Source organism: Lysobacter spongiicola DSM 21749 (assembly GCF_900167055.1).
Classification (GTDB): domain Bacteria; phylum Pseudomonadota; class Gammaproteobacteria; order Xanthomonadales; family Xanthomonadaceae; genus Novilysobacter; species Novilysobacter spongiicola.
In genome coordinates, this window is record NZ_FUXP01000003.1 from 118,639 (window position 1) to 145,127 (window position 26,489).

21 protein-coding genes and 2 pseudogenes are annotated in these 26,489 nt (G+C 68.5%); 2 read left to right on the forward strand and 21 right to left on the reverse strand.

What is annotated here, in order from left to right:
- Window positions 1–14: 14 nt before the first annotated feature.
- From B5D37_RS06305 to B5D37_RS06335, 7 genes and pseudogenes are all read right to left on the reverse strand, one after another.
- Window positions 15–1,118, reverse strand: a complete 1,104-nt coding sequence (locus tag B5D37_RS06305; RefSeq protein WP_078757866.1) for a septal ring lytic transglycosylase RlpA family protein — start codon at window positions 1,116–1,118, stop codon at window positions 15–17.
- Window positions 1,115–2,287: a lytic murein transglycosylase B gene (gene mltB / locus B5D37_RS06310; RefSeq protein ID WP_078757867.1), complete on the reverse strand. Its 1,173-nt coding sequence runs from the start codon at window positions 2,285–2,287 to the stop codon at window positions 1,115–1,117. The genes B5D37_RS06305 and mltB overlap by 4 nt, the downstream gene beginning before the upstream one ends.
- Before the next feature lie 87 nt (window positions 2,288–2,374).
- Entirely contained in the window at window positions 2,375–3,487 is a 1,113-nt protein-coding gene (gene rodA / locus B5D37_RS06315; protein WP_078757868.1) for a rod shape-determining protein RodA, read from the reverse strand.
- Window positions 3,488–3,495: 8 nt separating this feature from the next.
- Window positions 3,496–5,406: pseudogene (gene mrdA, locus B5D37_RS06320) on the reverse strand (penicillin-binding protein 2); the annotation flags it as partial.
- 1 nt (window position 5,407) lies between these two features.
- Window positions 5,408–5,893: a rod shape-determining protein MreD gene (gene mreD, locus B5D37_RS06325; protein ID WP_078757870.1), complete on the reverse strand. Its 486-nt coding sequence runs from the start codon at window positions 5,891–5,893 to the stop codon at window positions 5,408–5,410.
- Window positions 5,893–6,858, reverse strand: a pseudogene (gene mreC, locus B5D37_RS06330) (rod shape-determining protein MreC); the annotation flags it as partial. The pseudogene mreC and the gene mreD, both read right to left, overlap by 1 nt.
- 35 nt (window positions 6,859–6,893) lie before the next feature.
- Window positions 6,894–7,940 carry a rod shape-determining protein gene (locus B5D37_RS06335; protein WP_078757872.1) on the reverse strand — a complete coding sequence of 349 codons (1,047 nt, stop codon included), beginning with the start codon at window positions 7,938–7,940 and terminating at the stop codon, window positions 6,894–6,896.
- Between the two features lie 305 nt (window positions 7,941–8,245).
- Here B5D37_RS06335 and B5D37_RS06340 point away from each other — a divergent pair, with 305 nt between their 5' ends.
- On the forward strand, window positions 8,246–9,178 hold the full coding sequence (locus B5D37_RS06340; protein ID WP_078757873.1) for a carbohydrate kinase family protein: 933 nt from the start codon (window positions 8,246–8,248) through the stop codon (window positions 9,176–9,178).
- Window positions 9,179–9,405: 227 nt separating this feature from the next.
- Here B5D37_RS06340 and B5D37_RS06345 read toward each other — a convergent pair whose 3' ends face one another.
- The 14 genes from B5D37_RS06345 to B5D37_RS06410 form a co-directional block, all read right to left on the reverse strand.
- Window positions 9,406–10,137 (reverse strand): hypothetical protein, encoded by a 732-nt coding sequence (locus B5D37_RS06345; RefSeq protein WP_143814177.1) that lies wholly within the window; start codon window positions 10,135–10,137, stop codon window positions 9,406–9,408.
- Window positions 10,137–12,080, reverse strand: a complete 1,944-nt coding sequence (locus B5D37_RS06350) for a M1 family metallopeptidase (RefSeq protein WP_078757874.1) — start codon at window positions 12,078–12,080, stop codon at window positions 10,137–10,139. The genes B5D37_RS06345 and B5D37_RS06350 overlap by 1 nt, the downstream gene beginning before the upstream one ends.
- A 91-nt stretch (window positions 12,081–12,171) precedes the next feature.
- Window positions 12,172–12,933, reverse strand: a complete 762-nt coding sequence (gene ubiE, locus B5D37_RS06355; protein ID WP_078757875.1) for a bifunctional demethylmenaquinone methyltransferase/2-methoxy-6-polyprenyl-1,4-benzoquinol methylase UbiE — start codon at window positions 12,931–12,933, stop codon at window positions 12,172–12,174.
- Between the two features lie 24 nt (window positions 12,934–12,957).
- Window positions 12,958–14,358, reverse strand: a complete 1,401-nt coding sequence (hslU, locus tag B5D37_RS06360; protein WP_078757876.1) for an ATP-dependent protease ATPase subunit HslU — start codon at window positions 14,356–14,358, stop codon at window positions 12,958–12,960.
- A gap of 90 nt (window positions 14,359–14,448) precedes the next feature.
- Complete coding sequence (hslV, locus tag B5D37_RS06365; protein WP_078757877.1) at window positions 14,449–15,000, reverse strand: ATP-dependent protease subunit HslV; 552 nt, start codon at window positions 14,998–15,000, stop codon at window positions 14,449–14,451.
- Between the two features lie 181 nt (window positions 15,001–15,181).
- Window positions 15,182–16,063: a tyrosine recombinase XerC gene (gene xerC, locus B5D37_RS06370; protein WP_078757878.1), complete on the reverse strand. Its 882-nt coding sequence runs from the start codon at window positions 16,061–16,063 to the stop codon at window positions 15,182–15,184.
- Complete coding sequence (locus B5D37_RS06375) at window positions 16,063–16,743, reverse strand: DUF484 family protein (protein WP_078757879.1); 681 nt, start codon at window positions 16,741–16,743, stop codon at window positions 16,063–16,065. The genes xerC and B5D37_RS06375 overlap by 1 nt, the downstream gene beginning before the upstream one ends.
- Window positions 16,736–17,587, reverse strand: coding sequence for a diaminopimelate epimerase (dapF, locus tag B5D37_RS06380; RefSeq protein WP_078757880.1), 852 nt, complete (start codon window positions 17,585–17,587; stop codon window positions 16,736–16,738). Before dapF ends, B5D37_RS06375 begins: the two co-directional genes overlap by 8 nt.
- Window positions 17,580–17,858, reverse strand: a complete 279-nt coding sequence (gene lptM, locus B5D37_RS06385) for an LPS translocon maturation chaperone LptM (protein ID WP_078757881.1) — start codon at window positions 17,856–17,858, stop codon at window positions 17,580–17,582. Before lptM ends, dapF begins: the two co-directional genes overlap by 8 nt.
- A gap of 37 nt (window positions 17,859–17,895) precedes the next feature.
- Complete coding sequence (locus tag B5D37_RS06390) at window positions 17,896–18,300, reverse strand: YbaN family protein (protein ID WP_078757882.1); 405 nt, start codon at window positions 18,298–18,300, stop codon at window positions 17,896–17,898.
- A 198-nt stretch (window positions 18,301–18,498) separates the two neighbouring features.
- Window positions 18,499–20,637 (reverse strand): S9 family peptidase, encoded by a 2,139-nt coding sequence (locus B5D37_RS06395; protein WP_200809199.1) that lies wholly within the window; start codon window positions 20,635–20,637, stop codon window positions 18,499–18,501.
- A 211-nt stretch (window positions 20,638–20,848) separates the two neighbouring features.
- Window positions 20,849–22,963 carry a prolyl oligopeptidase family serine peptidase gene (locus B5D37_RS06400; protein WP_078757883.1) on the reverse strand — a complete coding sequence of 705 codons (2,115 nt, stop codon included), beginning with the start codon at window positions 22,961–22,963 and terminating at the stop codon, window positions 20,849–20,851.
- Window positions 22,964–23,044: 81 nt separating this feature from the next.
- The gene (locus tag B5D37_RS06405) at window positions 23,045–23,404 is read right to left on the reverse strand and encodes a hypothetical protein (protein ID WP_159447351.1); all 360 of its coding nucleotides are present in this window, start codon (window positions 23,402–23,404) and stop codon (window positions 23,045–23,047) included.
- A gap of 63 nt (window positions 23,405–23,467) precedes the next feature.
- Complete coding sequence (locus B5D37_RS06410; protein ID WP_078757885.1) at window positions 23,468–24,445, reverse strand: helix-turn-helix transcriptional regulator; 978 nt, start codon at window positions 24,443–24,445, stop codon at window positions 23,468–23,470.
- A 224-nt stretch (window positions 24,446–24,669) separates the two neighbouring features.
- Here B5D37_RS06410 and B5D37_RS06415 point away from each other — a divergent pair, with 224 nt between their 5' ends.
- Window positions 24,670–26,487, forward strand: a complete 1,818-nt coding sequence (locus B5D37_RS06415; protein ID WP_159447352.1) for an SLC13 family permease — start codon at window positions 24,670–24,672, stop codon at window positions 26,485–26,487.
- Window positions 26,488–26,489 lie beyond the last annotated feature (2 nt).

The window sequence follows — 26,489 nt, forward strand, 5'->3', positions numbered from 1 at the left end:
CGGGGCCGGGGCCCTCACTCGCGCACGGGCTGCGGCGTACCGAAGCCAAGGCCGGCAATGCGGCGGGTGAACAGCGGGATGACGGCTTCGTCCACCGGGCCGACGCGCAACCGCCAGAGCGGCCGGCCGTCGGTGCCGCCGTCATGGAGGGTGGCGCCATCGATGCCGGCGTTGCGCAGCATCGCCAGCGCGCGGTCGGCGTTGGCACGGGCGGCAAAACTGGCCACCTGCAGCACGACCGAACCGGTGCCGCGGGCAACGGGCGTTGGTGCGGGCGTCACCGCCACCGGGTTGTCCGCGGAATTTCCAGCGGAGCTCTCCGCGCCCGCTTCAGCAGGCAGCGCCTCCACGAACCGGTCCAGCGTGCTTGCAGCGGCCGGCGCAGGCGCGATGACAACCGGCGCGGAGGGCGGTGACGCGGGCGACGGCTCAGGCCCGGCCGCGAGCATGGTCGCCTGCTCGCCGGGCACCAGCGCCTCCACCTCGACCCGGCCGGTCCCGGCCCGGGTGATGCCGAGCTTCACTGCCGCGGCGTAGCTCAGGTCGATGATGCGGCCCTTGTGGAAGGGCCCGCGGTCGTTCACCCGGACCACGACCGAGCGGCCGTTTTCCAGGTTCGTCACCCGGGCAAAGCTGGGCAGCGGCAAGGTCTTGTGGGCGGCGGTGAAGGCGTACATGTCGTACACCTCCATGTTGGAGGTGCGGCGGCCGTGGAACTTCTTGCCGTAGTACGAGGCAAGGCCCTGCTCGACGTAGCCCTCGGCGCGATCGAGCACCTTGTAGCTTTTCCCCAGGACACTGTAGGTGGGGCGGTTGCCATAGCGCGATGGCGGCTCGGCGACCACCTGCGGCTCGGGGATCAGGGAGACGTCGATGTCCTCCGCCGGCGCCGAATCCGCGATATGTGGGGCATACAGGCCGCCAGCAGTGTAGTCACCCCGCTTTCGGGGATCTTCCTGCGCCGGCGGGTAGGGCGAACGCTTGGCCACCTTGCTGCCTGGAGCGCCGACTGCCGGCGCTCCGCTTGCGTCGGGACCGGTCTTCTTCGGCGCACCGGCGCAGCCTGCGAGGGCCAGCAGGCAAGCCAGCGCCGCCAGGGCCGCCCGCGCCCGCTTCATGCGCCGGGCTTGGCGGCGCTGCCGCCACGGCTGTCGGTCCCGACGCTGGCGAGCGGGTTCTCACGCCCGGCGATCGCCTCGGACAACTGGAACACCGCCATCGCGTAGTGCTTGGAGATGTTGTAGCGGGTGATGGCGTAGAAGTTCTGGAACCCGAGCCAGTGCTCCTTGCCGTCGACCCCATCCAGGTTCAGCAGGATGGCGTCACCCGCACCCGGCATCGGCCGTGCCGGGCGGTAGCCGCGGGCCGCCAGCTGGTCCAGGCTGTAGCGCGGCTCCAGTCCATCGGGTTCGAAGTCGGTGGCCCCGCGGTCGCGCTCGGCACGAACCGCGATCGGGCCGCCACGCTCCCAGCCGCCCTTCTCCACGAAGTAGTTGGCGACCGAAGCGAACACGTCGTCCAGGCTGTTGAACAGGTCGACCTTGCCGTCGCCGTTGCCGTCGACTGCATAGTCGCGGTAGCTGGAGGGCATGAACTGGCCCCAGCCCATCGCGCCGGCGTAGCTGCCTTTCAGCGTGGTGATGTCGAAACCGGTTTCCTCGCCGAGCGCGAACAGCTGCGCCAGCTCGTCGCGGAAGAACGCCTCGCGCTTGTTCTCGCGCTCGATCTTTCCCGGCTCGTTGGTGCGCGGGTAGGCGAAGGCCAGCGTGTACAGGGCGTCCACCACCGGATAGCTCCCGGTGTTGCCGCCATAGCTGGTTTCCACCCCGAGAATCGCCACGATGATCTCCGGTGGCACGCCGTATTCGGCCTCCACCTTCTCGAGCGCCTCGCGGTGCTTGGCGAGGAATGCCTTGCCACCATCGATACGCGCCTGCGAGATGAAGATCGGCCGGTAGTCACGCCAGGGTTTGGCTTCCGCCGGGCGCGACATCGCGTTGATGATGCTGTCGCGGATCTCTGCCTGGTCCAGGACCGCTTCGATGCGCTGGGCATCGACGTCGTAACGGGCCGCCGTTTCCAGCACGAACTCCGGTCGCGCCACCTGCAGCGGCTGGGCGCTGGAGACGATCGGTCCGGACGCGGGCGGCGCCGGATCCGGCGGCGGCGCCGGCTCTTCGACGGCTTCGGCCTGGGGTGGTGGGGACGGCGGGGACTGCGTGGCGCAGGCCACCAGCACGAGCGGGAGCGCACATAGCAGGGCGCGACTGGCTGGGCGTCGGGTCATCGCGCGGAGGTTAGCACGCGTTCCGCGGAGCCAGAACCGCGGGCGCGGCCCCGGTCGGCCGGGTTCAGCCAGCGTTCCGGAGCTCCGTCAGTGCCCGTGCACGGGCCGATGCGCCCGCACCGCCATGACCACGCCAAGTCCCGCCAGCAGCGACACCGCGGCGGTGCCGCCATAGCTCAGCAGCGGCATCGGCACGCCCACCACCGGCAGCATGCCCGCGATCATGCCGCCGTTGACGATCACGTACACGCAGAACGCCAGCCCCAGGGCGCCACTCACCAGGCGCGAGAATCCGTCCCGCGCGGCCGCCGCGATCCACAGGCAGCGGCCGACGACGAAGAGGTACAGCGCGAGCGTGACCACCACGCCGACCCAGCCGAACTCCTCGCTGAGCACGGCGAAGATGAAGTCCGTGGTGTGTTCGGGGATGTAGTTCAGGTGCGCCTGGGTGCCATCGCCCCAGCCCTTGCCGGTCATTCCACCGCCGCCGATGGCGATCTTGCTCTGGATGATGTTCCATCCGGCGCCCAGCGGGTCGGATTCCGGGTCGAGGAAGGTCAGGATGCGATCCTTCTGGTACGGCCGCAGCAGCCAGAACCACGCGGCCGGCGCGGCCGCGGCGATCGCGCCCAGTGCCGCTCCGGTCCACCACCACGGCAGCCCGGCAAGGTAGAGGACGAAGGCACCACTGATGCCCACCAGCATCGCGGTACCGAAGTCCGGCTGCAGCAGGATGAGCGCGGTCGGCACCCCGATCAGGACGCCCGCCACCACAACCGTCGCGAACCGCGGGGGCAGCGCCTGCCGGTTCAGGTACCACGCCACCATCATCGGCAGGCTGAGCTTCAACAGCTCGGATGGCTGGAAATAGAAGACGCCCAGGTTGATCCAGTGTGCGCCGTGGCGGCCTTCGCCGATGAACAGCACCGCCAGCAGCGGCACCAGCGAAGCGCCATAGATCCACGGTGTCCAGTTGCGCAGCTGGTTGGGTGGCAGCCGCGAGAGCCCCCACATCGCCGCCAGCCCGACCGCGAACCGGGCACCCTGTGCGAAGACCAGCGAGGTCGACTGGCCGCCGGCGCTGTAGAGCACGGCCAGCCCGATCACCATCAGCGCCAGCAGTGCCCCGAGCAACGGCAGGTCGAGCGTCCGGGTGAACCGGACCAGCAGGTCGAGCAGCCAACGCAGGATGATGGTCATGGCGTCGCCTCCGGGGCCGTGGCGGCGGGCGCTTCACCCGCACCTTCGGCGCCGGCGCCGGTGTCGTCCATGCCTTCCGGCATCTTGCCCAGCAACCAGGCATCGAAGGCGGCGCGCGCGATGGGTGCCGCGGCGGTTCCACCGTACCCACCATGCTCGACCACGACCGCTACCGCGATGGTCGGGGCCTCCGCGGGCGCGTATCCGACGAACAGCCCGGTGTGGCGAAGGTGGTACGGCAACGAACGCGGATCGCTGCTGATGTTGCCCTTGCGGCTCGAGCGCTGCGACGTACCGGTCTTGCCCGCGATCGTGTAGGGCGCCCCGGCCCCGGTCGCGCGGGCGGTGCCGCGCGGCCCGTGCACGGTGGCCACCATGCCCTCGTGCACGGCACGCAGGTGCTCGGGGTTGTCGGTGATCCGGCTGGCGGTGCGTCGGGGCAGCGGCTGCCAGGGGGCCTGGTAGCCATCGCGGCGTGCCTCCACCAGTCGCAACGGATGCAGGTCGCCACCGTTGGCGATGGCGGCGGTGGCGCGCACCAGTTGCAGCGCCGTGGCCACCCAGTAGCCCTGGCCGATGCCGGAAATGACGGTCTCGCCGGGGTACCACGGTTCGGTGCTGATCGAGCGCTTGTAGTCGCGCGACGGCACCACCCCGGCGTTCTCCCCGGCCAGGTCGATGCCGGTACGCTCACCAAACCCGTAGCGCGCCATGTAGCCGGCGAACGCATCGATGCCCATCTCCAGGGCGAGCTTGTAATAGTAGGTGTTGACCGACTGCGCGATCGACTCGCGCAGGTCCACCATGCCGTGTCCGCCGCGGTGCGAGTCGCGGTAGCCGCGGGCCTGCCCGGGGATCCGGAACTCGCCGGTCGACAGGGTGGTGTCGTCGGCGTCGCGCAGGCCGCTGTCCAGGCCGGCCAATCCCACCATCGGCTTCACCGTGGAACCCGGTGGCCCCCCGCCGAGCACGTTGCGGTTGAACAGGGGGCGCGAAGGGTTTTCGGTCAGGGCGTTGTAGTCGGCATGGGAGATGCCGTTGACGAACAGGTTGGTGTCATAGGAAGGCAGGCTCACCATCGCCAGCACCTGCCCGGTCCGTGGATCGATCGCCACCGCCGAGCCTTCCTTTTCCCCGAACGCCGCCACCATCGCCCGCTGCAGGTCGAGGTCGATGGACAGCCGGAGGTCGGCCCCGGGCACGGCCGGTACCCGCCCGACCACGCCCATCGGCCGGCCGTCCACGTTCGTCTCGACCTTCTCGTACCCGACCTGTCCGCGCAGCGCCTCCTCGTAGGAGCGCTCCAGCCCGGTCTTGCCGGTGTGGCTGAAGGCGGCGTTGCCCTCGCCCATCGTCTCCACGTCCTGGGCATCGACGCGGCCGACATAGCCGACCACGTGCGCGAACAGCGGCCCGTGCAGGTAGCGGCGGTTGAGGTAGGGCACGATTTCGATGCCGGGGTAGCGCCACTGGTCCACCGCGAAGCGCGAAACCTCGTCCGGCTCGATGCGCATCTTCAGCGGGATCGGCTTGAACCCGGGGGTGACCCGCCGGGTCTCCAGGAAGGTCTCGATCTCCTCCGGCGACAGCTCGACCACCCGGGCCAGCGATGGCAGCCAGCGCTCGGGATCCCCCGCCTCGTTCGGCGTGACCTCCAGCCGGAACGCGGGCACGTTGTCGGCGAGGATCCGGCCTTCGCGGTCGTAGATCAGCCCCCGCCCGGGCACCACCGGCCGCAGCTTGATGCGGTTCTGCTCCGACCGTGTGACGTAGTCCTCGTGCTGCCACACCTGCAGCCGGAAGTACCAGAACGCCAGCCCCGCCAGCGCCACCACCACGCCCAGGAAGGCGAGCGCCGCGCGGCGACGGAACTGTTCGGCCTCGGCCGCGGAATTCTTGAGCAGGCGCCGGGTCCGCACGTCAGGACTTCCGCCAGTGTCCCAGGCGCAGGGTATCCAGCAGCAGGAATACCGGGGCCCACAGCAGCATGCCGGCCAGCGGTGCCGCCCAGAACATCGAAGGCAGCGTCGGCATGCCGAGCGTGGTGTGGATGGCCGCGGTGACGATGCGGTCGTTCAGCAGCAGCGCGCCGATGGCCAGCGACTGCTGCGGCATCGGGAAGAACCGCAACCGCGCGCGGAAGCGTTCGAGGATGAAGGCCATGACCACCAGCCGCATCGCCTGCTCGCCCAGCAGGCCGCCGAACGAGAGGTCTGCGACGAGGCCGACGACGAAGGCGAAGCCCAGCCCGACCCGTTCCGGTGCCTCGATCACCCAGTAGGCCAGCACCAGAGCGAGCCAGTAAGGCCGCAGGGGCTGCCACGACGGCGGCAGGGGCAGCAAGCCAAGCACCAGCGCGACGATCACGCTGGCGGGGATCAACCAGCCGGGACGCATGCGGCTCATGGCGCGCCTCCGTCTTCGACGGTCGCGCCGGCGTCCGGGGCTTCCGCCTGTCCGGCATCGGCGGGCCCGTCGGCGCCATCGCCGGTGCCGGCATCGGGTGCCGCATCCAGCTCGGGCGGCGGCGCAGGCACGGTCCGCAGCAGCAGGACGTCGCGACCGCGGTCCAGCTGCGCCGCCGGACGGACCTCGCCGACCAGGAAGGCGCCGCTGTCGTCCGGCGCGATCGCCAGGATCTCGCCCACCGGGAAGCCGGCCGGGAATCGCCCGCCCAGCCCGGAAGTCACCAGCCGGTCGCCCACCTGCACATCGGCCGAGAGCGGGATTCCCGGCAGCCGCAGCGCATTGGTACGTCCGTCGCCGTGGGCCACCAGCCGCACGCCGCTGCGCGCCACCGCCACCGGCACCGCATGCGACGGGTCGGTCAGCACCAGCACCACGGCATGCACCGGGCGCACCTCGATCACCTGCCCGACCAGCCCGCCGGCGTCGATGACGCTCTGTCCCATCCGCACCCCACCAGTGCTGCCCGAGTCCAGCACCAGTCGCTGTCGGGTGGGGTCCAGGTCCACGTCCAGGATCGGCGCCAGCTGCACGTCGAGGTTGCCGCGCTCGGCCGCGCCCAGCAGGCCACGCAGGCGGGCATTGTCAGCGGCAAGGGTCTGCAGGCGGGCGATCCGGGCGCTGCTGACCAGCAGGTCATTGCGCAGCCGGTTGTTCTCCGCAGTCAGTTGCGACAGCGTGCCGGCATCGTCATACAGCCGCTGGGCCATGCGGCCGGGCCAGCCGGCGACCATCCACAAAGGCTGGACCAGCAGCCCCGCCTGGCTGCGCGCCTGGCTCAGCCAGCCGCCCCGGTGGTCGAGCACGATCAGCACCAGCGCGAGCGCGAGGTAGGCCAGCAACCGCAGGGTCCCGGCGACATCGCCGCCGCGGCTGGGCGTGGTGGGACCGGAGTAGGAGGGCACGGGACTGGCAGGTCGGCTTGTTTCCGGTGTTCAGCTCACTCCGGGGCGAAGAACTCGTTGCCGTGCATGTCGACCAGCTCCAGCGCGCGACCGCCACCGCGGGCGACGCAGGTCAGCGGGTCGTCATCGACCTGCACGTGCAACCCGGTCTCCTCGCTGATCAGCCGGTCCAGGTCCGCGAGCAGGGCGCCGCCGCCGGTCAGCACGATGCCGCGCTCGGCGACGTCGGCGGAGAGCTCCGGCGGGGTCTGCTCCAGGGCGAGCTTGATTGCGCTGACGATCCCCGCCAGCGGCTCGCGCAACGCGTCCAGCACCTCGTTGGCGTGCAGCGAGATCATCTTGGGCACGCCCTCGGCCAGGTTGCGGCCGGTCACCTCGATGGTGCGCGGCTCGTCCTGCGGATACGCGCAACCGATCTCGACCTTGATACGCTCTGCCGTGGCCTCGCCGATCAGGGTGCCGTAGGTACGCCGCACATATCCGATGATGGCCTCGTCGAAGCGGTCGCCGCCGATGCGGACGGATGCGGCGTACACGATGCCGTTGAGCGCGATGACCGCCACTTCAGTGGTGCCGCCGCCGATGTCGACCACCATGGAGCCACGGGCCTCGGTCACCGGCAGGCCGGCGCCGATCGCCGCGGCCATCGGCTCCTCGATCAAATAGACTTCCCGCGCGCCGGCCTCCTCGGCCGATTCCTTGATCGCGCGGCGCTCGACCTGGGTTGAACCGCAGGGCACGCAGACCAGTACGCGCGGGCTGGGCCGCAGGAAGCGGGACTTGTGCACCTTGCGGATGAAATGCTTGAGCATTTCCTCGGTGTAGGTGAAGTCGGCGATGACGCCGTCCTTCATCGGCCGGATCGTGGTGATGTGGCCCGGCGTGCGGCCCAGCATCTGCTTGGCCTCCATGCCGACCGCGGCGACGGTACGGTTGCCGCCGATCAGGCGGTCCTGCCTGACCGCGACCACCGAAGGCTCGTTGAGGACGATGCCCTGTCCGCGGACGTAGATCAGGGTATTGGCCGTGCCCAGGTCGATGGACAGGTCATTGGAGAACATGCCGCGAAACTTCTTGAACATCGTCTGGAGGGGCCGTGTGGGGGATGCCGGAGCGATCGGCTAGCCTAGCAACCACCCCCCTACCCGGCAAGGCGCAATAACGCAAATTCCCGCACCCGGGGTGGCGCCCCGGCATCATCGCGTGCCGGCTGCGACGACGGTCACGGCCCGGGGGCGTAAACGGGCCTGATCCGGTCCCGGTGCTGGCCCGGGGAGGGGGCAGCGGCTAATCTAGCGACGCCTGCGCGCCGCCCGGCGCCACCCTTCTCCAGAAATCCGACCTGTCCGGCCTGCTCGGCCGGCCCTCCCCGGGAGTGTGATTACCGATGTCTGCCCTGATCTGCGGCTCGCTGGCCTACGACTCCATCATGGTGTTCCAGGACCAGTTCAAGAACCACATCCTGCCGGACAAGGTGCACATCCTGAACGTCTCGTTCCTGGTGCCGCAGATGCGCCGCGAGTTCGGCGGCTGCGCTGGCAACATCGCCTACAACCTCAAGCTGCTCGGCGCCGATCCGATCCCGATGGCGACGGTCGGACAGGATTTCGGCCCCTATCGCGAGTGGTTCACCGAGCGCGGCATCCGCCTCGACCAGGTGCGCGAACTGCCGGAGCTGTTCACCGCCCAGGCGTTCATCACCACCGACCTGGACAACAACCAGATCATCGCCTTCCATCCCGGCGCCATGATGGAAAGCCACAAGAACCACGTGCGCGATGTCGAAGGCGTGAGCTTCGGCATCGTCGCGCCGGACGGACGCGAGGCGATGCTGCAGAACGCCACCGAGTTCGCCGAAGCCGGCATCCCCTTCATCTTCGATCCCGGGCAGGCGATGCCTTTGTTCAGCGGCGAGGAGTTCCGGCACTTCATCGAGCAGGCCGACTACGTCGTCGTCAACGACTACGAATCCAACCTGCTGCAGGAGCGGACCGGCTGGGACGAAGCCGGGATCGCATCGAGGGTCAAGGCCTACATCACCACCCGCGGCCCGCGTGGCTCGGAGATCCACACCGGCGGGGAGACGCTGCACATCCCGCCGGCCCGCGAGCGCGCGGTGGTCGACCCGACCGGTTGCGGCGATGCCTACCGCGCCGGGCTGATCTTCGGCCTGATGCGCGGCGACGACCTGGCCACCAGTGGCCGCATGGCTTCGCTGATGGGGGCGTTGAAGGTGGAGCACCCCGGGACGCAGAACCAGCGCTTCGACTTCGCCGAGTTCGCCGCGCAGTACAAGGACCAGTTCGGCCACGCGATCTAAGTGGCCTGCGGAAGCGTGCTTTTGTAGGAGCGGCTTCAGCCGCGATCGCAAAATCGTTGCTCGTCCGATCCGGGGTCGCGACTCACGTCGCCCCTACAGGGAGCCGGCGAGCGTTCGCCGTGCGGATTTCGGGTCGCGGCTGAAGCCGCTCCTACAGGGCGGGACAAACCTTTGCCGACCGGATACGGGTCGCGGCTGAAGCCGCTCCTACAGGGAGTCGCGGCCGCTCAGTTCCAGTCAGGCATGCGTTCCGGATCCAGGCCGCCGACTTCGAAGACGGCGGTGCGGGTGCCGCCGGCCTTGACCGGGAACTCGACCGACAGCGTCTTCTCCGCCTCGCTGGCCAGCTTCCACAGCGCGGCCTCGTCCTCGATGAACATGGCGATGGCTTCGTCGGTGTCGGGGCGGCTGGCCGCCATGCGCGTGGCTTCGCCATCGTCGACGGTCACGCTGACCCGGCAGCCGCCGTAGCAGTCGAAGTCGCCCTTCTCCAGCACCAGGTAGCTGCTGTCGCCCCACTCGGGGTGGGCACGGAAGATCAGCCTGACCGGTCGCGGCGTGGTGCCATCGGTCTCCAGGTTCTCCCTGGCGTAGATGGCCGCCGACAGTTGCTCCTGCTCGCCCACCGGTTCGCTCTGGTACGCCCACAGCGCCGACAGGCGGTCCTGCTCGCGGCCGGCCACGACCTTGGCCGCGGCCTCTTCGTGTTGCGCACGAATGCGTTCGGCCGCCTCCGAGTCCGGATACTCGGCGAGCAGCACGTCGCCATGCGCCTTGGCCAGCTGCCAGTTTCCCGCCTCCACCTGTGCATCGAACTGCGCCGCCATCGCCTGCGCGGCCTCTTCGTCCGCGGCGGCCTGTGCAGCGCGCGCGGCCTCCGGGTCCGGTGCCGGTTGGCAGGCGGCGAGTGCAAGGCTCGAAGCGAGCAACAGGATCGTCGGTAGGCGCATGGCTGCCATCACTCCTCCTGTTCGCCCGTCTTTGCGTCTTCGATCACCGACTCCACCGAACCGGTGGTGATCGGGTGGTAGCCGGGGCGCGCGGCTTCGAGCGTGCGCTCGGCCAGTGCCAGCCCTTCCGGCGTCTGCACCAGCGCCTCGTAGGTCGGCATGATCAGCTTGCGGCGACCGATGTCGGTGAGGAACGCGGCGACGGCATCGTTCGCCTTGGTATAGCCGCTGCGCACCGCCAGCGGATACCAGCGCTGCGCGATCTCGCCGTTCGGGGTACCGGTGAAACCATAGGCCGCATCGAGCGCCTCGATCTGCGCGATCTCCAGCGTCTCCGGCATGCCTTCCAGGAAGTGCACCCACTCCTGGGTGCTCCACCCGTCCGTCGCCGCCGTTGCCGGCAGCTCTCCGCCATCCAGCCACGCCTGCCGGGCCTCGTCGACCGCATCGAAGCGTGGCGACACCGTCTCCGGTGCCGAGTCCGGGATGCCCGGCTCGTAGATCCACTCCTCCAGCTCGGCTTCCGTCACCTTGCCCGGGTGGCGGGCCAAAAGGTGCTCGTTGGCGTATTCGATGAAGGTGGTGGTCGGGATGGTCTTGAAGGCGAACTCGTCGAAGTAGCCCCGCAGGAAGGCATCGAAATCCTCGCGGCCGAAGCGCTGCTCCAGGAACATCAGGAACCATGCGCCCTTGTCGTAGGCGACGCCGGTGAGTGTCGAGTCGACGGTGACCTCCACCTCCGGCCGGATCGCCAGTTGCTGCGCTTGCGGTTCCATGTCGTCGATACCCTCGCGCAGTGCGTTCTGGGCGATCGCCGCTTCCATGTCCGCGTGCTCCTTGCCGTACAGCTCCTCGACGATGCGGTTCTCGACGTAGCTGGTGATGCCTTCGTTGAGCCACTGGTCCTTCGGCGTGGCGAAGGTGACAAGGTTGCCCGACCAGCTGTGGGCCAGCTCATGCGCGATCAGCGAAACCAGCGACTTGTCGCCGACGATGACGGTGGGGGTGATGAAGCTCAGGCGCGGGTTCTCCATGCCGCCATAGGGGAACGACGGCGGCAGGATCAGCAGGTCGTAGCGCTCCCAGCGGTAGGGGCCGTACAGCTCCTCGGTGACCTCGATCATGCGCTCGGTGTCGGCGAATTCCTCGGTTGCCTCGTCCACCATGCCCGGCTCGGCCCAGACGCCGGCGCGCTCGGAGATCGGCTTGAACACCAGGTCGCCGGCGGCGATGGCGAGCAGGTACGAGGGAATCGGCTGCGGCATCTCGAAGCGGTAGTCGCCGTCACGCTCCGCCTGCGGATCATTGTCGGCGCCCATCAGCACCATCACGTCTTCCGGGCTGGTGACGTGGGCGGTGAAGGTGAAGCGGATCTGCGGCGTGTCCTGCAGCGGCACCCAGGAGCGCGCGTGGATCTGCTGCGACTGGCTGAACATGAAGGGCTGCTCGCCACCCTGGGTCATCGCCGGGGTCAGCCACTGCAGGCCCGAGGCCTCGGGCGAGGTGGCATAGGTGACGCGGATGCGTTCGTTGCGCGTCGGCGATTCGATCACCAGCTTGCTGCCCAGGCGCTCGTGCGCTTCTTCGAGGTTGAACGCGAGGTCGGTCCACTTGCCGTCGGGGCGCTCGCCCACGACCTTCTGGATGTCGAGGTCGCGCGTATCCAGCACCAGCTGGGTCGCGTCGTCATCCAGCCATTCGAGGCTGTAGGTCGCGCTACCGGTGATCTGGCGCTGCTCGAAGTCGAGCGCGAGGGCCAGCGCGAGGTCCGTGGTCCGGACCTTTTCAGGTTCGGCGTATGACAGCGCATCGTGCTGGCGCGGATCGGCCTGCATGGTCGTGTCCTCGCCTTCGGCGCCGGGACGGGTGTCGGAAGGAGTCGCGGCATCGCGCGAGCAGCCGGCCAGAGCGGTGGCGGCGACGAAGCAGAGGGTCAGGATCGAGGAACGCATGCAGGGCCCACGGTGACGGGTGAGCGCCCGAGTGTAGCGCCGTGCCGGCGGCTCGCGAAGTGCCGTCCCGGGCGGTCCGTCCCGCGGTCTGTCAGACCTTGTAGCCGGTGTGGATCGCGACGATGCCGCCCGACAGGTTGCGATAGGAGCAGCGGGCGAAGCCGGCTTCGGCCATCATCGCCTTCAGCTCATCCTGCGCCGGATGCTTGCGGATGCTCTCGGCCAGGTAGCGGTAGCTGTCGGCATCCCTGGCGAACAGCTGGCCCAGCCGCGGCAGCACCTTGAAGGAATGGAAGTCGTAGATCGGCCGGAACCATTCCGGCTTGACCTCCGAGAACTCCAGCACGCGGGCCTGCCCGCCCACCTTGAGCACCCGGTGCATTTCCCGCAGCGCGGCATCCTTGTCGGTGACGTTGCGCAGGCCGAAGGCGATGGTCACCAGGTCGAAACTGCTATCCGGGAACGGCAGCTTCTCGGCGTTCATCTGCACGTATTCGAAGCCGGCGACGCGACCCCGGTCGGTCATGCGATCGCGGCCGACCTTCAGCATCGAACCGTTGATGTCGCCCAGCACGATCGAGCCCGAATCGCCGACCCGGTCCTTCAGCAGCAGTGCGATGTCGCCGGTGCCACCGGCGAGGTCGAGCACGCGGTCGCCATGCCTCACTTGGGAGGTGGCGACGAAGTAGCGCTTCCAGACCCGGTGGATGCCCATCGACATCAGGTCGTTCATCAGGTCGTAATTGCCAGCCACCGACGAGAACACCTCGCCGACGAGCTTCTGCTTCTCGCTGCGCGGCACGTCGCGGAAGCCGAAGTGGGTGGTGTCAGGGGTCTGGTCGGATTCGCTCATGGCGGGATTATCGCACCGGGGCCGCTACAGGATGTAGCGGCTCAGGTCGGGATCCTTGACCAGCTCGCCCAGGTGCTCGTCGACGTAGGCCGCATCGATCTCGACCGACTGGCCACCACGGTCCGGTGCCTCGTAACTCAGGCGGTCCAGCAGGCGCTCGAGCACCGTGTGCAGGCGGCGGGCTCCGATGTTCTCCTGGCGATCGTTGACGGTGGCCGCGATCTCCGCGATACGGTCGATGGCATCGTCCGTGAATCTCATGGTCACGCCCTCGGTGGCCAGCAGCTCCACGTACTGCGTGGTCAGCGCCGCCCTGGGCTCGGTCAGGATGCGCACGAAGTCCTCCTTGGTCAGCGCGTCCAGCTCGACCCGGATCGGGAAACGGCCCTGCAGCTCCGGGATCAGGTCGCTCGGCTTGGCCAGGTGGAAGGCACCGGAGGCGATGAACAGAATGTGGTCGGTCTTGATCGAGCCGTACTTGGTGCTGACGGTCGAGCCTTCTACCAGCGGCAGCAGGTCGCGCTGCACGCCCTCGCGCGACACGTCGCCGCCGCCGACGTTCTCGCCGCGCTTGGCGACCTTGTCGATCTCGTCGATGAAGACGATGCCGTGCTGCTCGCAGGCTTCGATCGCGGCCTCGCGCACCTCGTCCTCGTTGACCAGCCGCGCCGCTTCCTCTTCGATCAGCTGCGGACGCGCGGCCTTGATCGACAACGTCTTCTTGTGGGTCTTGTTGCCGGCGACCTGGGAGAACATCTGCCGCAACTGCTGGCCCATCTCCTCCATGCCCGGTGGCGCCATGATGTCGACGCCGACGTTGACCGCGGTTTCGATCTCGATCTCGCGATCGTCGAGCTCGCCCGCGCGCAACCGCCGACGCAGCTTGGTGCGGGTCTCCGATTCCTGCGCAGAAGGCTCGGCACCGATATCCACGGTGGTGGTGTTGGGGTCGGACGCGCCGAAGCCGAAACCGGTCGGCTGCTGCTGGCGACGCGGCAGCAATGCGTCGAGGATGCGGTCCTCTGCGCGCTCCTCGGCCTGGTTGCGCACGCGCTGCTTGGCCTGCTCGCGGAACAGCTTCACCGACGTGTCAGCAAGGTCGCGGATGATCTGCTCGACGTCCTTGCCGACGTAGCCGACCTCGGTGAAGCGCGTGGCCTCGACCTTGACGAACGGCGCATTGGCGAGCGTGGCCAGGCGGCGCGCGATCTCGGTCTTGCCGACGCCGGTCGGGCCGATCATCAGGATGTTCTTTGGCATCACCTCGTTGCGCAGCTCATCGTCCAGCTGCGAACGGCGCCAGCGGTTGCGCAGGGCGATGGCCACCGCGCGCTTGGCGTCCTGCTGGCCGACGATGTGGGTGTCGAGCGCCTGCACGATCTCGCGCGGCGTCATGGTGGCGTTGGAGTTCTCGGACTTGGGCATCGGGGGGAATTCTTCTTTGTAGGAGCGGCTTCAGCCGCGATCATGGAGCGGTTCCGCGCGACCAGATTCCGATCGCGGCTGAAGCCGCTCCTACAGTTCTTCGACCACGACGTTGCGGTTGGTGTAGATGCACACGTCGCCGGCAATGTTGATCGCCTCGGTCGCGATGGTCTTCGCGTCGAGTTCGGTATGGGCCACGAGTGCGCGGGCGGCGGACAATGCATACATGCCACCGGAACCGATCGCGATGATCCCGTCCTCGGGTTCGATGACGTCGCCGGTGCCGCTGATGATCAGCGAAGTCTCCTTGTCGGCGACCGCCAGCAGTGCCTCGAGCTTTCCGAAGCGGCGCTCGGTGCGCCAGTCCTTGGCCATCTCCACCGCGGCGCGGATCAACTGGCCGTGCTTGCCCAGCTTGGCTTCGAACAGCTCGAACAGGGTGAAGGCGTCGGCCGCGGCGCCGGCGAACCCGGCGATCACCTGCTCATCGCGGCCGAGCCGGCGGATCTTGCGCGCGTTGCCCTTCATCACCGTGTTGCCGAGCGTCACCTGGCCGTCGCCGGCGACGGCCACCCGACCGTTGCGGCGCACCGAGACGATGGTGGTGGCATGGAAGGTGTTGGGGTTCTGGCTGGGGTCCATGGAGGCCTCCGGGGGTCGAACCCCATGGATGGGGATGGCCGGCGGTGCGCGCAAGGGCGCGACCACCGCACCCTGTAGGAGCGGCTTCAGCCGCGATCGGATGATGGATCGCGCGCGCCGGTTCCACGATCGCGGCTGAAGCCGCTCCTACAAGGGGAACACCCCGGAACCGGTAGGCCGATCAGCTCTTGCGGCGCGCCCGCGGATGGGCGGCGTCGTACACCTTGGCCAGGTGCTGGTAGTCGAGGTGTGTGTAGATCTGGGTGGTGGCGATGTCGGCGTGGCCGAGCAGCTCCTGCACGCCGCGCAGGTCGCCGGAGGACTCCAGCACGTGGCTGGCGAAGCTGTGGCGCAACAGGTGCGGGTGGACCCGCTTGAACAGGCCTTGCCGCTGGGCGAGCAGGCGCAACCGGTACTGCACGGCGCGCGGCGAGATAGGCCCGCCGCCCCGCCCGGGAAAGACCGGCGCATCGGCCGCGGCGCCGGTCGACGCACGCCACTCCGCCAGCGCCCTGCGGGCATGCGAACCCAGGGGAACGCTGCGCTGCTTGCTGCCCTTGCCGACCACGGTGACCAGTCCGTCGTCGATATCGATCGACGCCCAATGCAGGGTGCACAGCTCCGAGAGGCGCAGCCCGGAGGAGTAGAACAACTCGAGAAGTGCCCGGTCGCGCAGCCCCAGCGGCACGTCCGTCGGCACTTCGACCAGCACCTTGGCCTCGTCGGGATCCAGGACCTGCGGCAGCTTGCGCGGGGCCTTTGGTGCGCGGATTCCGGCGGCAGGATTGGCCGGGATGCGTCCGTGCCGGAGCAGCCATCCGTAGAAGCTGCGACAGGCGGACAACCGGCGCTGCAGGCTCTTGGGCGACAGCCCGCGGCGGTGCTCGGCAGCCACGAATGCGCGCAGCTGTTCGGGCTGGACGGCCTGCAGTTCGATATTCCCCGCCCCCGCCCACTGGGCGAGCGCTTCCAGGTCGCGCCGGTAGGCATCGATGGTGTGGCCCGACATGCGCCGCTCCACCGCAAGGTGTGACAGGAAATCGTCGACCGGCGTGGCGATCATCACTCCCGGCCCGGGAACCTCTCGAGCGCGGCCTGCAGGGCCTCGCCCATCATGCGCAGGAACAGCGTGCCCATGCCGGGGAAGAAGCGGTTGGCGTCACGGCTGCCAACCGCGACCAGCCCGAACCCCGGCAGCGCCAGCAGCGCGGTGGATTGCACTTCACCGGCGCGCTCGCCGTACAGCAGCGCGTGCTTCTCGGGCTGCAGGCGCCCGCACAGCGGCTCGCCATCGGCGAGGCAATCGCGGAACGGTGCCAGGCGGGCATCATCCTGCGGCACCACCTGCAGCCATTCGGCCTCGTCCAGGCCGGCCACCGGCTCGAACAGCACCAGCCGCACCAGGTCGCCATTGAAGTCCTCGGCCAGGCTCGCCGCCATTGCCCGCACCGTATCGGCCGAGTTGTCCTGCCGCATCAGCGCGAGCGCCAGTTGATGCGTGCGCACGGCGAGCCGCTCGTTCTCCTGCGCATTGGCGAACAGCTCGCGCAGGCGCTTGGACAGCTCTCGGTTCTTGTCGCGCAGCACTTCCAGCTGGTAGCTCGCCAGCGAGGCGGCCGAGCCTTCTTCGCGCGGCACCACCAGACTCAGGGTGAGGTCGGGGAACTGCTGCAGGAATCGCGGGTGGCGCCGCAGCCAGGCGGCGACCTCGTGGGCGCCAAGCGTCTCGGCGGTCTCAGTCATGGAGCCATTCTCCTTCGAATACGAATGCCGCCGGGCCGGCCATCGCGACAGGCGCGTCGTCGGCGGGCCAGTCGATGTGCAGGTCGCCGCCTGGCAGGTGCACCGTCACCGCCCGGTCCACCAGCCCACGACGCACCAGCACCGCCACCGCTGCGCAGGCGCCGCTGCCACAGGCCAGGGTCTCGCCGACACCGCGCTCGAACACGCGCAGGCGGATGCTGTCGCGCGCCTGCACCTGGGCGAAACCGATGTTGGCCGATTCCGGGAAGGCATCCAGCGCCTGCAGCTGCGCGCCGGTACCGGCGACGTCGGCCGCATCGAGGTCCTGCACCTCCAGCACCGCATGCGGATTGCCCATGGACACCGCACCGAAACCAAGGATCGATCCGCCGGTGGCGATCACGTACGGGTCGCGCGGCCCGTCGAAGCCCAGCAAGGGGATCCGCGCGGGATCGAACTCCGGTACGCCCATCGATATCCGCCAGTTGCCGCCGTCGAGCCGCTCGACGTGGTGGCTCCGGCCAGGGCTGTCGAGCTGGAACGACTTGCCCTTTACCGCGCCTTCGCGCCAGAGCCAGGCGGCGACGCAGCGCGCGCCGTTACCGCACTGTCCGGATGGAGAGCCATCCGAGTTCCAGATCCGGTAGGCCGCCACCGAACCGGTTTCGCGCGGCGCTTCGACGGTCAGGATCTGGTCGCAGCCGACACCACGATGGCGGTCAGCCATTGCACGGCACAGGTCGGGAGACGGTGGCGCGGCACCGTGGCGCAGGTCGAGCACGATGAAATCATTGCCGGCGCCGTGCATCTTGGTGAAACGCAGAAGTCGGGACCCCTCAACCATTGCCGCCGTCGGCTTCCGGCTCGGCCGGCGGCGGGTCGACCGGATCCAGGTCCCCGGTCGGATCCGGAAGTGCCTCGTCGATCTCCGCCGGCATCTCGTCGGGGTAGGTCTGCGGGGTCTCGACCTCTACCGGCACGCCCTCTTCCGGCGTCGTGACTTCCCCGGCGGGCTCCGAAGGCAGGACCAGTGGCCCCTTGTTGCCGCAGCCGGCCGATCCGAGCGGCAGGGCGAGCACCAGGGCGAGGGGCAAAAGCGCTTTGCATGCATTCATGCGCGCAGTGTAGCTGCGGCGGTCCGGCCTGCGAAACTCACTGCGCGGGGGGTTCAGGCCGGGTCCACAGCCATGCACCGACGATCGCCATGACGCCCGTACCGACAGCGGCCATCCACGGCCGCGGCGCCGTCAGCACGAGCACCACCACGCAGAGCACCATCGTGCCGATCGCCAACCACTTCGACCGGCGGGCGACCGCGCCGTGATCGCGCCAGTGGACGATCATCGGGCCGAACTGCCGGTGGGCGAGCAGGCGATCGTGCAGCCGCTTCGATCCGCGGGCTGCGGCATACGCCGACAGCAGGATGAAGGGCACGGTCGGCAGCCCCGGCAGCAGTACGCCGAGGATGCCGAGCCCGAGGCTGGCGTAGGCCAGCAGCCACCACGCCCAGCGCATGCGGGAAGGACGCTCGGGCGGCGGCGGATCGGTCGGCGTCATGACGCCATTGTCCCCGATGCCGCTTCCATCGGGGGAACGCGGGCTTTCGTTCCGGCCGGTCGTCCTTCAATTGTAGGAGCGGCTTCAGCCGCGATCCTGAAGTCGGCGCAGGCGAACGTTTTCCGGATCGCGGCTGAAGCCGCTCCTACAGGGCGTCCCACAGCCCCGGCTGGGCCGTGGGAGCCGGGAACGCGCTTCTTAACGGACCTGTTCGGTCACGCCCAAGCGATCCAGCATGAACGCGTACATCTCCGCCAGCTCGCGATAGCGGCGGAAACGGCCGGACTTGCCACCATGACCGGCATCCATGTTGGTGCGGAACAGCACCGGTTCGCTGCCGGTGTTGAGGTCGCGCAGGCGGGCGACGTACTTGGCCGGCTCCCAGTACTGGACCTGCGAATCCCACAGGCCGGTGCCGACGAAGGTCGCCGGGTAGGCCTGCGCGCTCAGATTGTCGTACGGCGAGTAGCCGAGCATGTACTCGTAGGATTCGACGCTGGCCTCGGGGTTGCCCCACTCGTCGTACTCGTTGGTGGTCAGCGGGATGCTGGCGTCGAGCATGGTGGTGACGACATCGACGAACGGCACCTGCGAGAGGATCACGTCGTAGGTCCGGGGCGACATGTTGGCGATCGCGCCCATCAGCAGGCCGCCGGCGCTGCCACCGTAGGCGGCGACGCGGTCGGGCGCGGCATAACCCTGCTCGACCAGGTACCTGGTGACGTCGATGAAGTCGGTGAAGGTGTTGTTCTTGTTGAGCAGCTTGCCGGCGTCGTACCACTTGCGGCCCATCTCCTGGCCGCCACGGATGTGCGCAAGGGCGTAGACCATGCCGCGGTCGAGCAGGCTCACCACCGGCAGGTTGAAGTTCGGGTCGGTCGAGCTGCCATAGCTGCCATAGGCGTACTGCAGCATCGCCGCGTTGCCGTCCTTCTCGAAACCGTTGCGATAGACCAGCGTGACCGGCACCCGGGTGCCGTCCCGCGCGGTCGCCCACAGGCGCTCGGTGGTGTACTTCGAAGGGTCGTAGCCGATCACCGGCTGCTGCTTGAGCAGGCGGCGCTCGCCTGTCTTCGTGTTCAATTCGTAGGTGGTCGCAGGGGTGGTCAGCGAGGTGTAGCTGTAGCGCAGCCAGTCGGTGTCGGGCTCGGAATTCACCGACAGGCCCATCGAGTAGGCCGGCTCGTCCGCCTTGACGTATTCGGCGCTGTCGTCGGCCTGGCCGACTGTCCCGCGCAGCAGGCGGATGCGCTCCAGGCCGCCGGAGCGCTCGGCGACGGCGGTGAAGCCGTCGAACAGCTCGAAGCCATCGATGAATACGTCCGCGTCATGGCCGATCCACTCCTGCCACTGCGCACGCGAGGTCGCATCGGTCGGCGCGGTCATGATCTTGAAGTTCTCCGCGCCATCGGCATTGGTCCGGATCACCCAGCGGTCGCCGTGGTGTTCGGCGTCGTATTCGACATCACGCTCGCGCGGGGCCAGCACGGTGAACTCGCGCGGGTCGGCGGCGGGGGCGCAGCGCTGCTCGCTGGACACCGTGCTCTCCACGCCGATGCAGATGTACTGGTCGTCGCGGGTGCGGCCGATGCCCATGTAGAAGCTGTCGTCGTGCTCCTCGTAGACCAGCACGTCCTCGCTGGCCGGGGTGCCGAGCACGTGCTTCTTCACGCGCACGGTCAGCAGCGTCTCCGGGTCGTTCTCGACATAGAAGATGGTGCGGTTGTCATCGGCCCAGACGATGTTGGCGGACACACCGCTGATCCGGTCCTCGAAGATCTTCCCGGTCTCGATGTCCTTGATGCGGATGACGTACTGGCGGCGGCCGACGTCGTCCTCGGCCCAGGCCAGCAGGCGGTTGTCCTGGCTGACCTCCCAGTCGCCGATGTTGAAGTAATCCTTGCCCTCGGCCATCACGTTGACGTCGAGCAGGACCTGCTCCGGCGCTTCCATCGATCCCTGCCGGCGCGCGTAGACGGGGTAGTCCTGGCCGGTCTCGAAGCGGCTGTAGTACCACCAGCCGCGCTCGCGGTACGGCACCGAGCTGTCGTCCTGCTTGATGCGGCCGACGATCTCCTCGTACAGGCGGTCCTCGAGCGGCTTCAGGCGCGCCATGTACGCGTCGGCGTAGGCGTTCTCCGCATTGAGGTAGGCCAGCATGTCCGGATCCTTCCGGCTGTCGTCGCGCAGCCAGTAGTACTCGTCCTGGCGCTCGGCCCCGTGCGGCGCCTTGACCACGTGCGGACGCTTCTCCACGTCGGGCGGTACGGGCAGGTCCTGGGCAAGGGTCGGGGTCGAAAGTGTCATCAGTGCGGCCAGCAGCAGGGTGGGCTTCATGGGATGGGGTCCGGGGGTGGGAAGTGCAACCGGGAGGTTCGAAGCAATGGTCTATCAGGGCTTCAATATGTCTGGGCCTTTGTAGGAGCGGCTTCAGCCGCGATCCTGGAACCGACGCGGGCGGACGGTCATTCGATCGCGGCTGAAGCCGCTCCTACAAGAGCTGACATGAAACATAACGGGCCGGCGATGTGCCGGCCCGTCGTTTGCTTCAGTCGTTCAGCTGGTTCCACAGGAAGGTGTAGGCGAGCGCGCTCATGTGGGCGGCCTGCTTGTTGTTGGCCGAACCGCCGTGGCCGCCTTCGATGTTCTCGTAATAGCGCACGTCGGAGCCGCCCTCCATCATCTTCGCCATCATCTTGCGGGCGTGGCCGGGGTGGACGCGGTCATCGCGGGTGGAGGTCATGAACAGCGTCGGCGGGTAGTCCTTGCCGGGCTCGTACAGGTGGTAGGGCGAGAAGGTCTGGATGAATTCCCACTCTTCCGGCTTGTCCGGGTTGCCGTACTCGGCCATCCACGACGCGCCCGCCAGCAGCTTGTGGTAACGCTGCATGTCGAGCAGCGGCACCTGCACCACGATAGCGCCGAACAGCTCCGGATACTGCGTCAGCATGTTGCCCATCAGCAGGCCGCCATTGCTGCCGCCCTGGATGCCGAGCTTCTCCGGAGAGGTGATGCCGCGCTCGACCAGGTCCTTCGCCACGGCAGCGAAATCCTCGTAGGCCTTGTGGCGGTTCGCCTTGAGCGCGGCCTGGTGCCAGCGCGGGCCGTACTCGCCACCGCCGCGGATGTTGGCCACCGCGAACACGCCACCCTTCTCCAGCCAGCCCTTGCCCACGGTCCCCGAATAGCCGGGCGTCATCGAGATCTCGAAGCCGCCGTAGCCGTACAGCAGGGTCGGCGTGCTGCCGTCCATCGGCAGGTCTTTCGGCTGCACCACGAAATACGGCACCCGGGTGCCATCGGCACTGGTGGCGAAGGCCTGTTCGACTTCATGCGTGGACGCATCAAAGAAGGTCGGCATCGTCTTGAGCACTTCGGGCGCCTGCCCGAGCGTGGCCAGCGACAGGGTCTGCGGGCTCAGGTAGCCGTCGGCCATCACCCACACCTCGTCGCTGTGGTCGCGGTCGACCGCGGAGACATCGACGCTGCCCTCCGGCTGGCCCACGAAGTCGCCCCGGCTCCACTCGCCGCTGCCGCCCTCCGGCGGCGTCAACACGCTGAGCCTGTTGTTGACGTCATCGAGCACGTTCAGCACCAGATGGTTGGCGGTGACGGTCGTGCCGGCCAGCGAGGTGGTCTCGGTCGGCTCGAACAGCACGGTGAACTCGCGCTTGTCGGCCATGAAGTCGTCGAAGTTGGCGGCCACCAGGCTGCCGGCCTCGAAGCGCTTGCCGCTGGCTTCGTACGGCTCGCGCAGCTCCAGCACCAGCCAGTCCTTGTGCACCGACTTGTTGGCGGAGTTGGGCGCATCGATGCGCACCAGTTGGCCATCATCGCGGCGCAGGTAGAGCTCGTCGTTGTAGAACGCCAGGGTGCGGCTGACGAAGTCGCGCTCGTAGCCCGGCGTGTGGTCGTGCATCGCGGCGATGTACATGTCGTCGGACTTGCCCTCGTACACCACCTCCGCCTCTGCCATGGGAGTGCCGCGGGTCCATTGCTTGACGATGCGCGGGTATCCGGACTCGGTCATCGAGCCGTCGCCGAAGTCGGTGTAGACGTAGACGTTGTCGCGATCGATCCAGCCCAGCCCACCCTTGGCCTCGGCGCGGAAGAAGCCGCCCTCGACCCAGTCACCGGCGACCAGATCGAACTCGCGGGTCACGTCGGCATCCGCGCCACCGCGCGACAGCGCGACCAGGCAGCGCTCGTACTCGGGCGGCAGGCAATCGGCGCCGTGCCAGACCCAGTTCTCGCCCTCGGCCTCGTTCAGCGCGTCGAGATCGATCACCGTCTCCCAGCGCGGGTTGTCCTTGCGGTATTCCGCGAGCGTAGTGCGCCGCCAGATGCCGCGCTCGTGCTGCGCGTCCTTCCAGAAGTTGTAGTAGTGGTCGCCGATCTTGGTGACGTAGGGAATCTTGGCGTCGGAATCCAGGATCGAAAGCAGCTGCGACTCGAGCTGCTTGAACGCGGGGGTGGAAGCCAGCTCGGTCTCGGTGACTTCGTTGCGCGCGCGGACCCAGTCCAACGCCTTTTCGCCTTCGACGTCTTCAAGCCACAGATACGGGTCGCTCACGGCAGGCTCCTGTGCGTGGGCGGCACCGGATGCCGCGGCGAGGCCGGCGGTGAGCAGGGCGGCCTGGCAGGCCTGCGACAACTTGGACATGGGCACTCCGGTACCGGGATGGCGGGGATTCGGGAAGCCGAAAACTAGCACAGCGCCCGTGTGCGTCCGCAGCGGCGAAAGTCATGCCGCCCGCGGCACCACCGCCCGCCTGCCACGCTTGCCACGCGGGGCCGGCGAGGCGAGGCGCCGTGCCATCGGCACCCGAGACCGGCGTGCGACGGTGGCTTCCGGCTCCTGCCGGCCCATGCGCCTGGCCATCCACCACGCGCACACGGGCATGGCGAACAGCCACATCGGCAGCCAGCCGATCACCGGATGGCTGCCGCGGGCCTCCGGCACCAGCAGCAGGACCACGACGCCCACTGCCACGACGTGGCGCAGCACCACTTCGAGACGGCCGGGTTCACTACGGCCTGGTCCACTACGGGCTGGTCCGGAACGGGTGGGTTGGCAAAAGGTGGGTCGGCGGGCGTGGTCCATGGCGGGCTCCTCGATGTGGAGTCCGCAGCATCACCAGCGGTCATCTCAGGCGCTGCGACACCTTCAGGCGGGGTCGCGCTCGTAGTTGGCGATGGCCAGCGCCAGCAGCGTGCGCGCCTGTTCGCGCAGGGACCGCGGCTCGACGATCTCCGCGTCGCTGCCGTAGTGCAGCACGTCCATCAGCAGCTCGCGGCCGGAGCTGTAGGGCAGTTTCAGCTCATAGCGGCCATCGGGCAGGAAGCGCCCCTGCTGCTGGGAATGCCAGTGTTCGTCCGCCACCCAGCGCGCGGCCTTGGCGCTGAACAGGATGGTGGCCCAGCCCTTCGGGGTGCCCGAGAAGATGCCGTAGCTGGAGGCGAGCTGGCGGTCGAGTTCTTCGTCGGGAACATCACGCGCGGCATCATCGAGCTGCCGGGCATGGCTGATGCGGTCGACGGCGAAGCTGCGCAGGCCATCGCGCTCGTGGTCCCAGGCGTCGAGGTACCAGTTGTCGCGATAGTGCGTCAGCCGTTGCGGCGAGACGGTCCGGCGGGTCTGCTGGTCGGTGGAGCGGGCGCGGTACTCGAATGCGAGCTGGCGACGGTCCAGCACTGCGGTGGCGACGTGCCGGAAAGCGGTTTCATCCAGCTTGCGGGTGCGGTGCGGCACCACGCGGACGCGCTCGACGGGAACCCGCCGGCCGCCGGCGTGGTCGTCGAGCAGTTTCTCGATGCGTTGCTGCAGTGGGGCCAGCGCGCTGGACAGCACGCCACCGCCGCTGCGCATCATCAGTTGCTGCGCCGCCAGCAGCGAGTGCAGCTCGTCGGAATTGAGCCACAGCCCCGGCAGCTCGAAGCGGCCGCTCTCGTCGGGGTCGTAGCGGAACCCTGCCTCGCCGTTGCCGATCACCGGCGCCATCAGCTGGTCGCGAAGGTAGGCGAGGTCGCGATAGACGGTGGCGCGCGAACACTCGAGCTCATCCTGCAGCCGCGCGACCTTCACCGGATAGCGGGCGGCGGTCAGGATGCGATGCAGGGCGTGGATGCGTTCGATGCGTTCCATGCGGTAACGGCCTCGGAGGTGTTGCGCTACGGTGGATGCGGCGGGCGCGAAGCGCAAGCATCGCACCCGGTCGCGTGGCCGCGCCACTGTGCCGGCATCGCGGTCCACGTGCCGTATTCGCGTGCTGCACATCCGCCGGGGCACAATGCCGCGCATGCGACCCCCCGCCCCGGCCCCCGCCAACGTCCTTCATCCCTCGCCTGCGCGGACGGGAACGGCCTGACATGGGCATGGATCTGTGGCTGACCCTGGCCGTACTCGCGGGCGCGGTCTACCTCTTCGTCACCGAAAAGCTGCCCGCCGACGTGGTGGCCTTGCTGGTGCTCGCCAGCCTGATGGTGCTGGGCCTGGTCTCGCCGGGGGAGGCGCTGTCGGGCTTCAGCAGCCAGGCCACGATCACGGTCGCGGCGATGTTCGTGCTCAGCGCAGGACTGCAGCGCAGCGGCGCGTTGCAGGGCCTCGGCGAGCTGCTGTCGCGCATCCGCTCGGGTTGGCTGCTGGCGCTGGTGATGATGTCGCTGATCGCGCTGGTCTCCGGCTTCGTCAACAACACCGCCGCCCTGGCTGTCCTGTTGCCGCTGGTACTGGCGGCGACCGCGGCCAACCGGTTGCCGGCATCGAAGTTCCTGATCCCGTTGTCGTACGCGGCCCAGTTCGGCGGCGTCTGCACGCTGATCGGCACCTCCACCAACCTGCTGGTGCACTCGCTGGCGCAGCAGTCCGGGCGCGAAGGGTTCGGGCTGTTCGAGTTCGCGCCGCTGGGCATCATCTTCGTCGGCGTCGGGCTGGTGTACCTGATGCTGGCCCGCCGCTTCCTGCTGCCGGACCTGGGGGTCGCGGAGCTGGACACCGAGGGCCACGGCGGCCTGTACCTCACCGAGCTGGTGGTGCCGGAAAAATCGCCGGCGATCGGCAAGCAGGCCCGGGAGCTGCTGCAGCGCGAGAAGATCGAGAAAAAGCCGGACGACGACACCACGGCCGCACCTCCTGCCCCGTCCGGGCCAACGGTCGTCCTGCTGGACGTGATCCGCCGCGGCGGCCGCACAGCGCCGGCATCGCGTACGGAGCTGCAACCCGGCGACCGGCTGTTGCTCCGCGGCGAGTGGAAACAGATCGAGACGCTGCGCAAGCGCTTCAAGCTGCGGCACGACCGGGTCGCCGCCGACCTGGAAGGCGATGCGGATGCCGAACGACTGCATGCGGAAGTCATGGTGGCGCCGGGCTCCCCGCTGATCGGGCACAGCATCGCCGGCATGCGCCTGGGCCACCTCTACCGGATGCGCGTGCACGGCTTCCAGCGCCAGAGGGCCCTGCTGCGGCGTCCGATCGACCATATCCCGCTCACGGTCGGCGACATCCTGCTGGTGGACGCCTCCGAGTCTTCGCTGGACGGCCTGCGCAACGATCCGGGGCTGGTGGTGCTCGATGAGCGGCCGCAGGTCCGAGTGGACTGGCGCAACGCGATCATTTCCACCCTGGTGCTGCTGTCGGTGGTGGGTGCGGCCGCCACCGGCTGGCTGCCGATCGTCGGCGCCGCGATCCTGGGCAGCATCGCACTGGTGGTGCTGCGCTGCCTGCAGCCGGACGAGGCCTACCAGGCGGTGGACTGGCGCGTGGTGATGCTGCTGGCGGGCGTGCTGCCGATGGGCATCGCGCTGGAACGCAGCGGCGGTGCGGCGTGGGTGGCGCAGAACGGCATCGGCATGATCAGCGACTGGGGCCCGGTGGTGACCCTGTCGGTGGTGTACCTGTTGACCGCCATCATGACCGAGGTGATGAGCAACAACGCCGCCGCGGTACTGCTGGTACCGGTGGCGATCGCGGCCGCGGAGTCATTGGGCGTGGACGCGAAACCTTTCCTGGTCGCGGTCGCCTTTGCCGCCTCCACCAGTTTCGCCACCCCCGTCGGTTACCAGACCAATGCGATGGTCTACGCCGCAGGTGGCTACCGCTTCGCGGACTTCCTCAGGATCGGGTTACCGCTGAACCTCATCTTCTGGATAATGGCGACTGCGCTGATTCCGCGCTTCTTCCCGTTCTGACC

Coding starts and splice junctions, on each gene's coding strand:
- xerC (WP_078757878.1), bottom strand. CDS start 16,063: ATGATCGCCACGCCGGTCGACGATTTCCTGTCACACCTTGCGGTGGAG.
- dapF (WP_078757880.1), bottom strand. CDS start 17,587: ATGGTTGAGGGGTCCCGACTTCTGCGTTTCACCAAGATGCACGGCGCC.
- B5D37_RS06415 (WP_159447352.1), top strand. CDS start 24,670: ATGGGCATGGATCTGTGGCTGACCCTGGCCGTACTCGCGGGCGCGGTC.
- lptM (WP_078757881.1), bottom strand. CDS start 17,858: ATGAATGCATGCAAAGCGCTTTTGCCCCTCGCCCTGGTGCTCGCCCTG.
- ubiE (WP_078757875.1), bottom strand. CDS start 12,933: ATGAGCGAATCCGACCAGACCCCTGACACCACCCACTTCGGCTTCCGC.
- B5D37_RS06395 (WP_200809199.1), bottom strand. CDS start 20,637: ATGAAGCCCACCCTGCTGCTGGCCGCACTGATGACACTTTCGACCCCG.
- B5D37_RS06400 (WP_078757883.1), bottom strand. CDS start 22,963: ATGTCCAAGTTGTCGCAGGCCTGCCAGGCCGCCCTGCTCACCGCCGGC.
- B5D37_RS06350 (WP_078757874.1), bottom strand. CDS start 12,080: ATGCGTTCCTCGATCCTGACCCTCTGCTTCGTCGCCGCCACCGCTCTG.
- B5D37_RS06390 (WP_078757882.1), bottom strand. CDS start 18,300: ATGACGCCGACCGATCCGCCGCCGCCCGAGCGTCCTTCCCGCATGCGC.
- B5D37_RS06375 (WP_078757879.1), bottom strand. CDS start 16,743: ATGACTGAGACCGCCGAGACGCTTGGCGCCCACGAGGTCGCCGCCTGG.
- hslU (WP_078757876.1), bottom strand. CDS start 14,358: ATGCCCAAGTCCGAGAACTCCAACGCCACCATGACGCCGCGCGAGATC.
- hslV (WP_078757877.1), bottom strand. CDS start 15,000: ATGGACCCCAGCCAGAACCCCAACACCTTCCATGCCACCACCATCGTC.
- B5D37_RS06405 (WP_159447351.1), bottom strand. CDS start 23,404: ATGGACCACGCCCGCCGACCCACCTTTTGCCAACCCACCCGTTCCGGA.
- B5D37_RS06335 (WP_078757872.1), bottom strand. CDS start 7,940: ATGTTCAAGAAGTTTCGCGGCATGTTCTCCAATGACCTGTCCATCGAC.
- B5D37_RS06410 (WP_078757885.1), bottom strand. CDS start 24,445: ATGGAACGCATCGAACGCATCCACGCCCTGCATCGCATCCTGACCGCC.
- B5D37_RS06340 (WP_078757873.1), top strand. CDS start 8,246: ATGTCTGCCCTGATCTGCGGCTCGCTGGCCTACGACTCCATCATGGTG.
- mreD (WP_078757870.1), bottom strand. CDS start 5,893: ATGAGCCGCATGCGTCCCGGCTGGTTGATCCCCGCCAGCGTGATCGTC.
- rodA (WP_078757868.1), bottom strand. CDS start 3,487: ATGACCATCATCCTGCGTTGGCTGCTCGACCTGCTGGTCCGGTTCACC.
- B5D37_RS06305 (WP_078757866.1), bottom strand. CDS start 1,118: ATGAAGCGGGCGCGGGCGGCCCTGGCGGCGCTGGCTTGCCTGCTGGCC.
- B5D37_RS06345 (WP_143814177.1), bottom strand. CDS start 10,137: ATGGCAGCCATGCGCCTACCGACGATCCTGTTGCTCGCTTCGAGCCTT.
- mltB (WP_078757867.1), bottom strand. CDS start 2,287: ATGACCCGACGCCCAGCCAGTCGCGCCCTGCTATGTGCGCTCCCGCTC.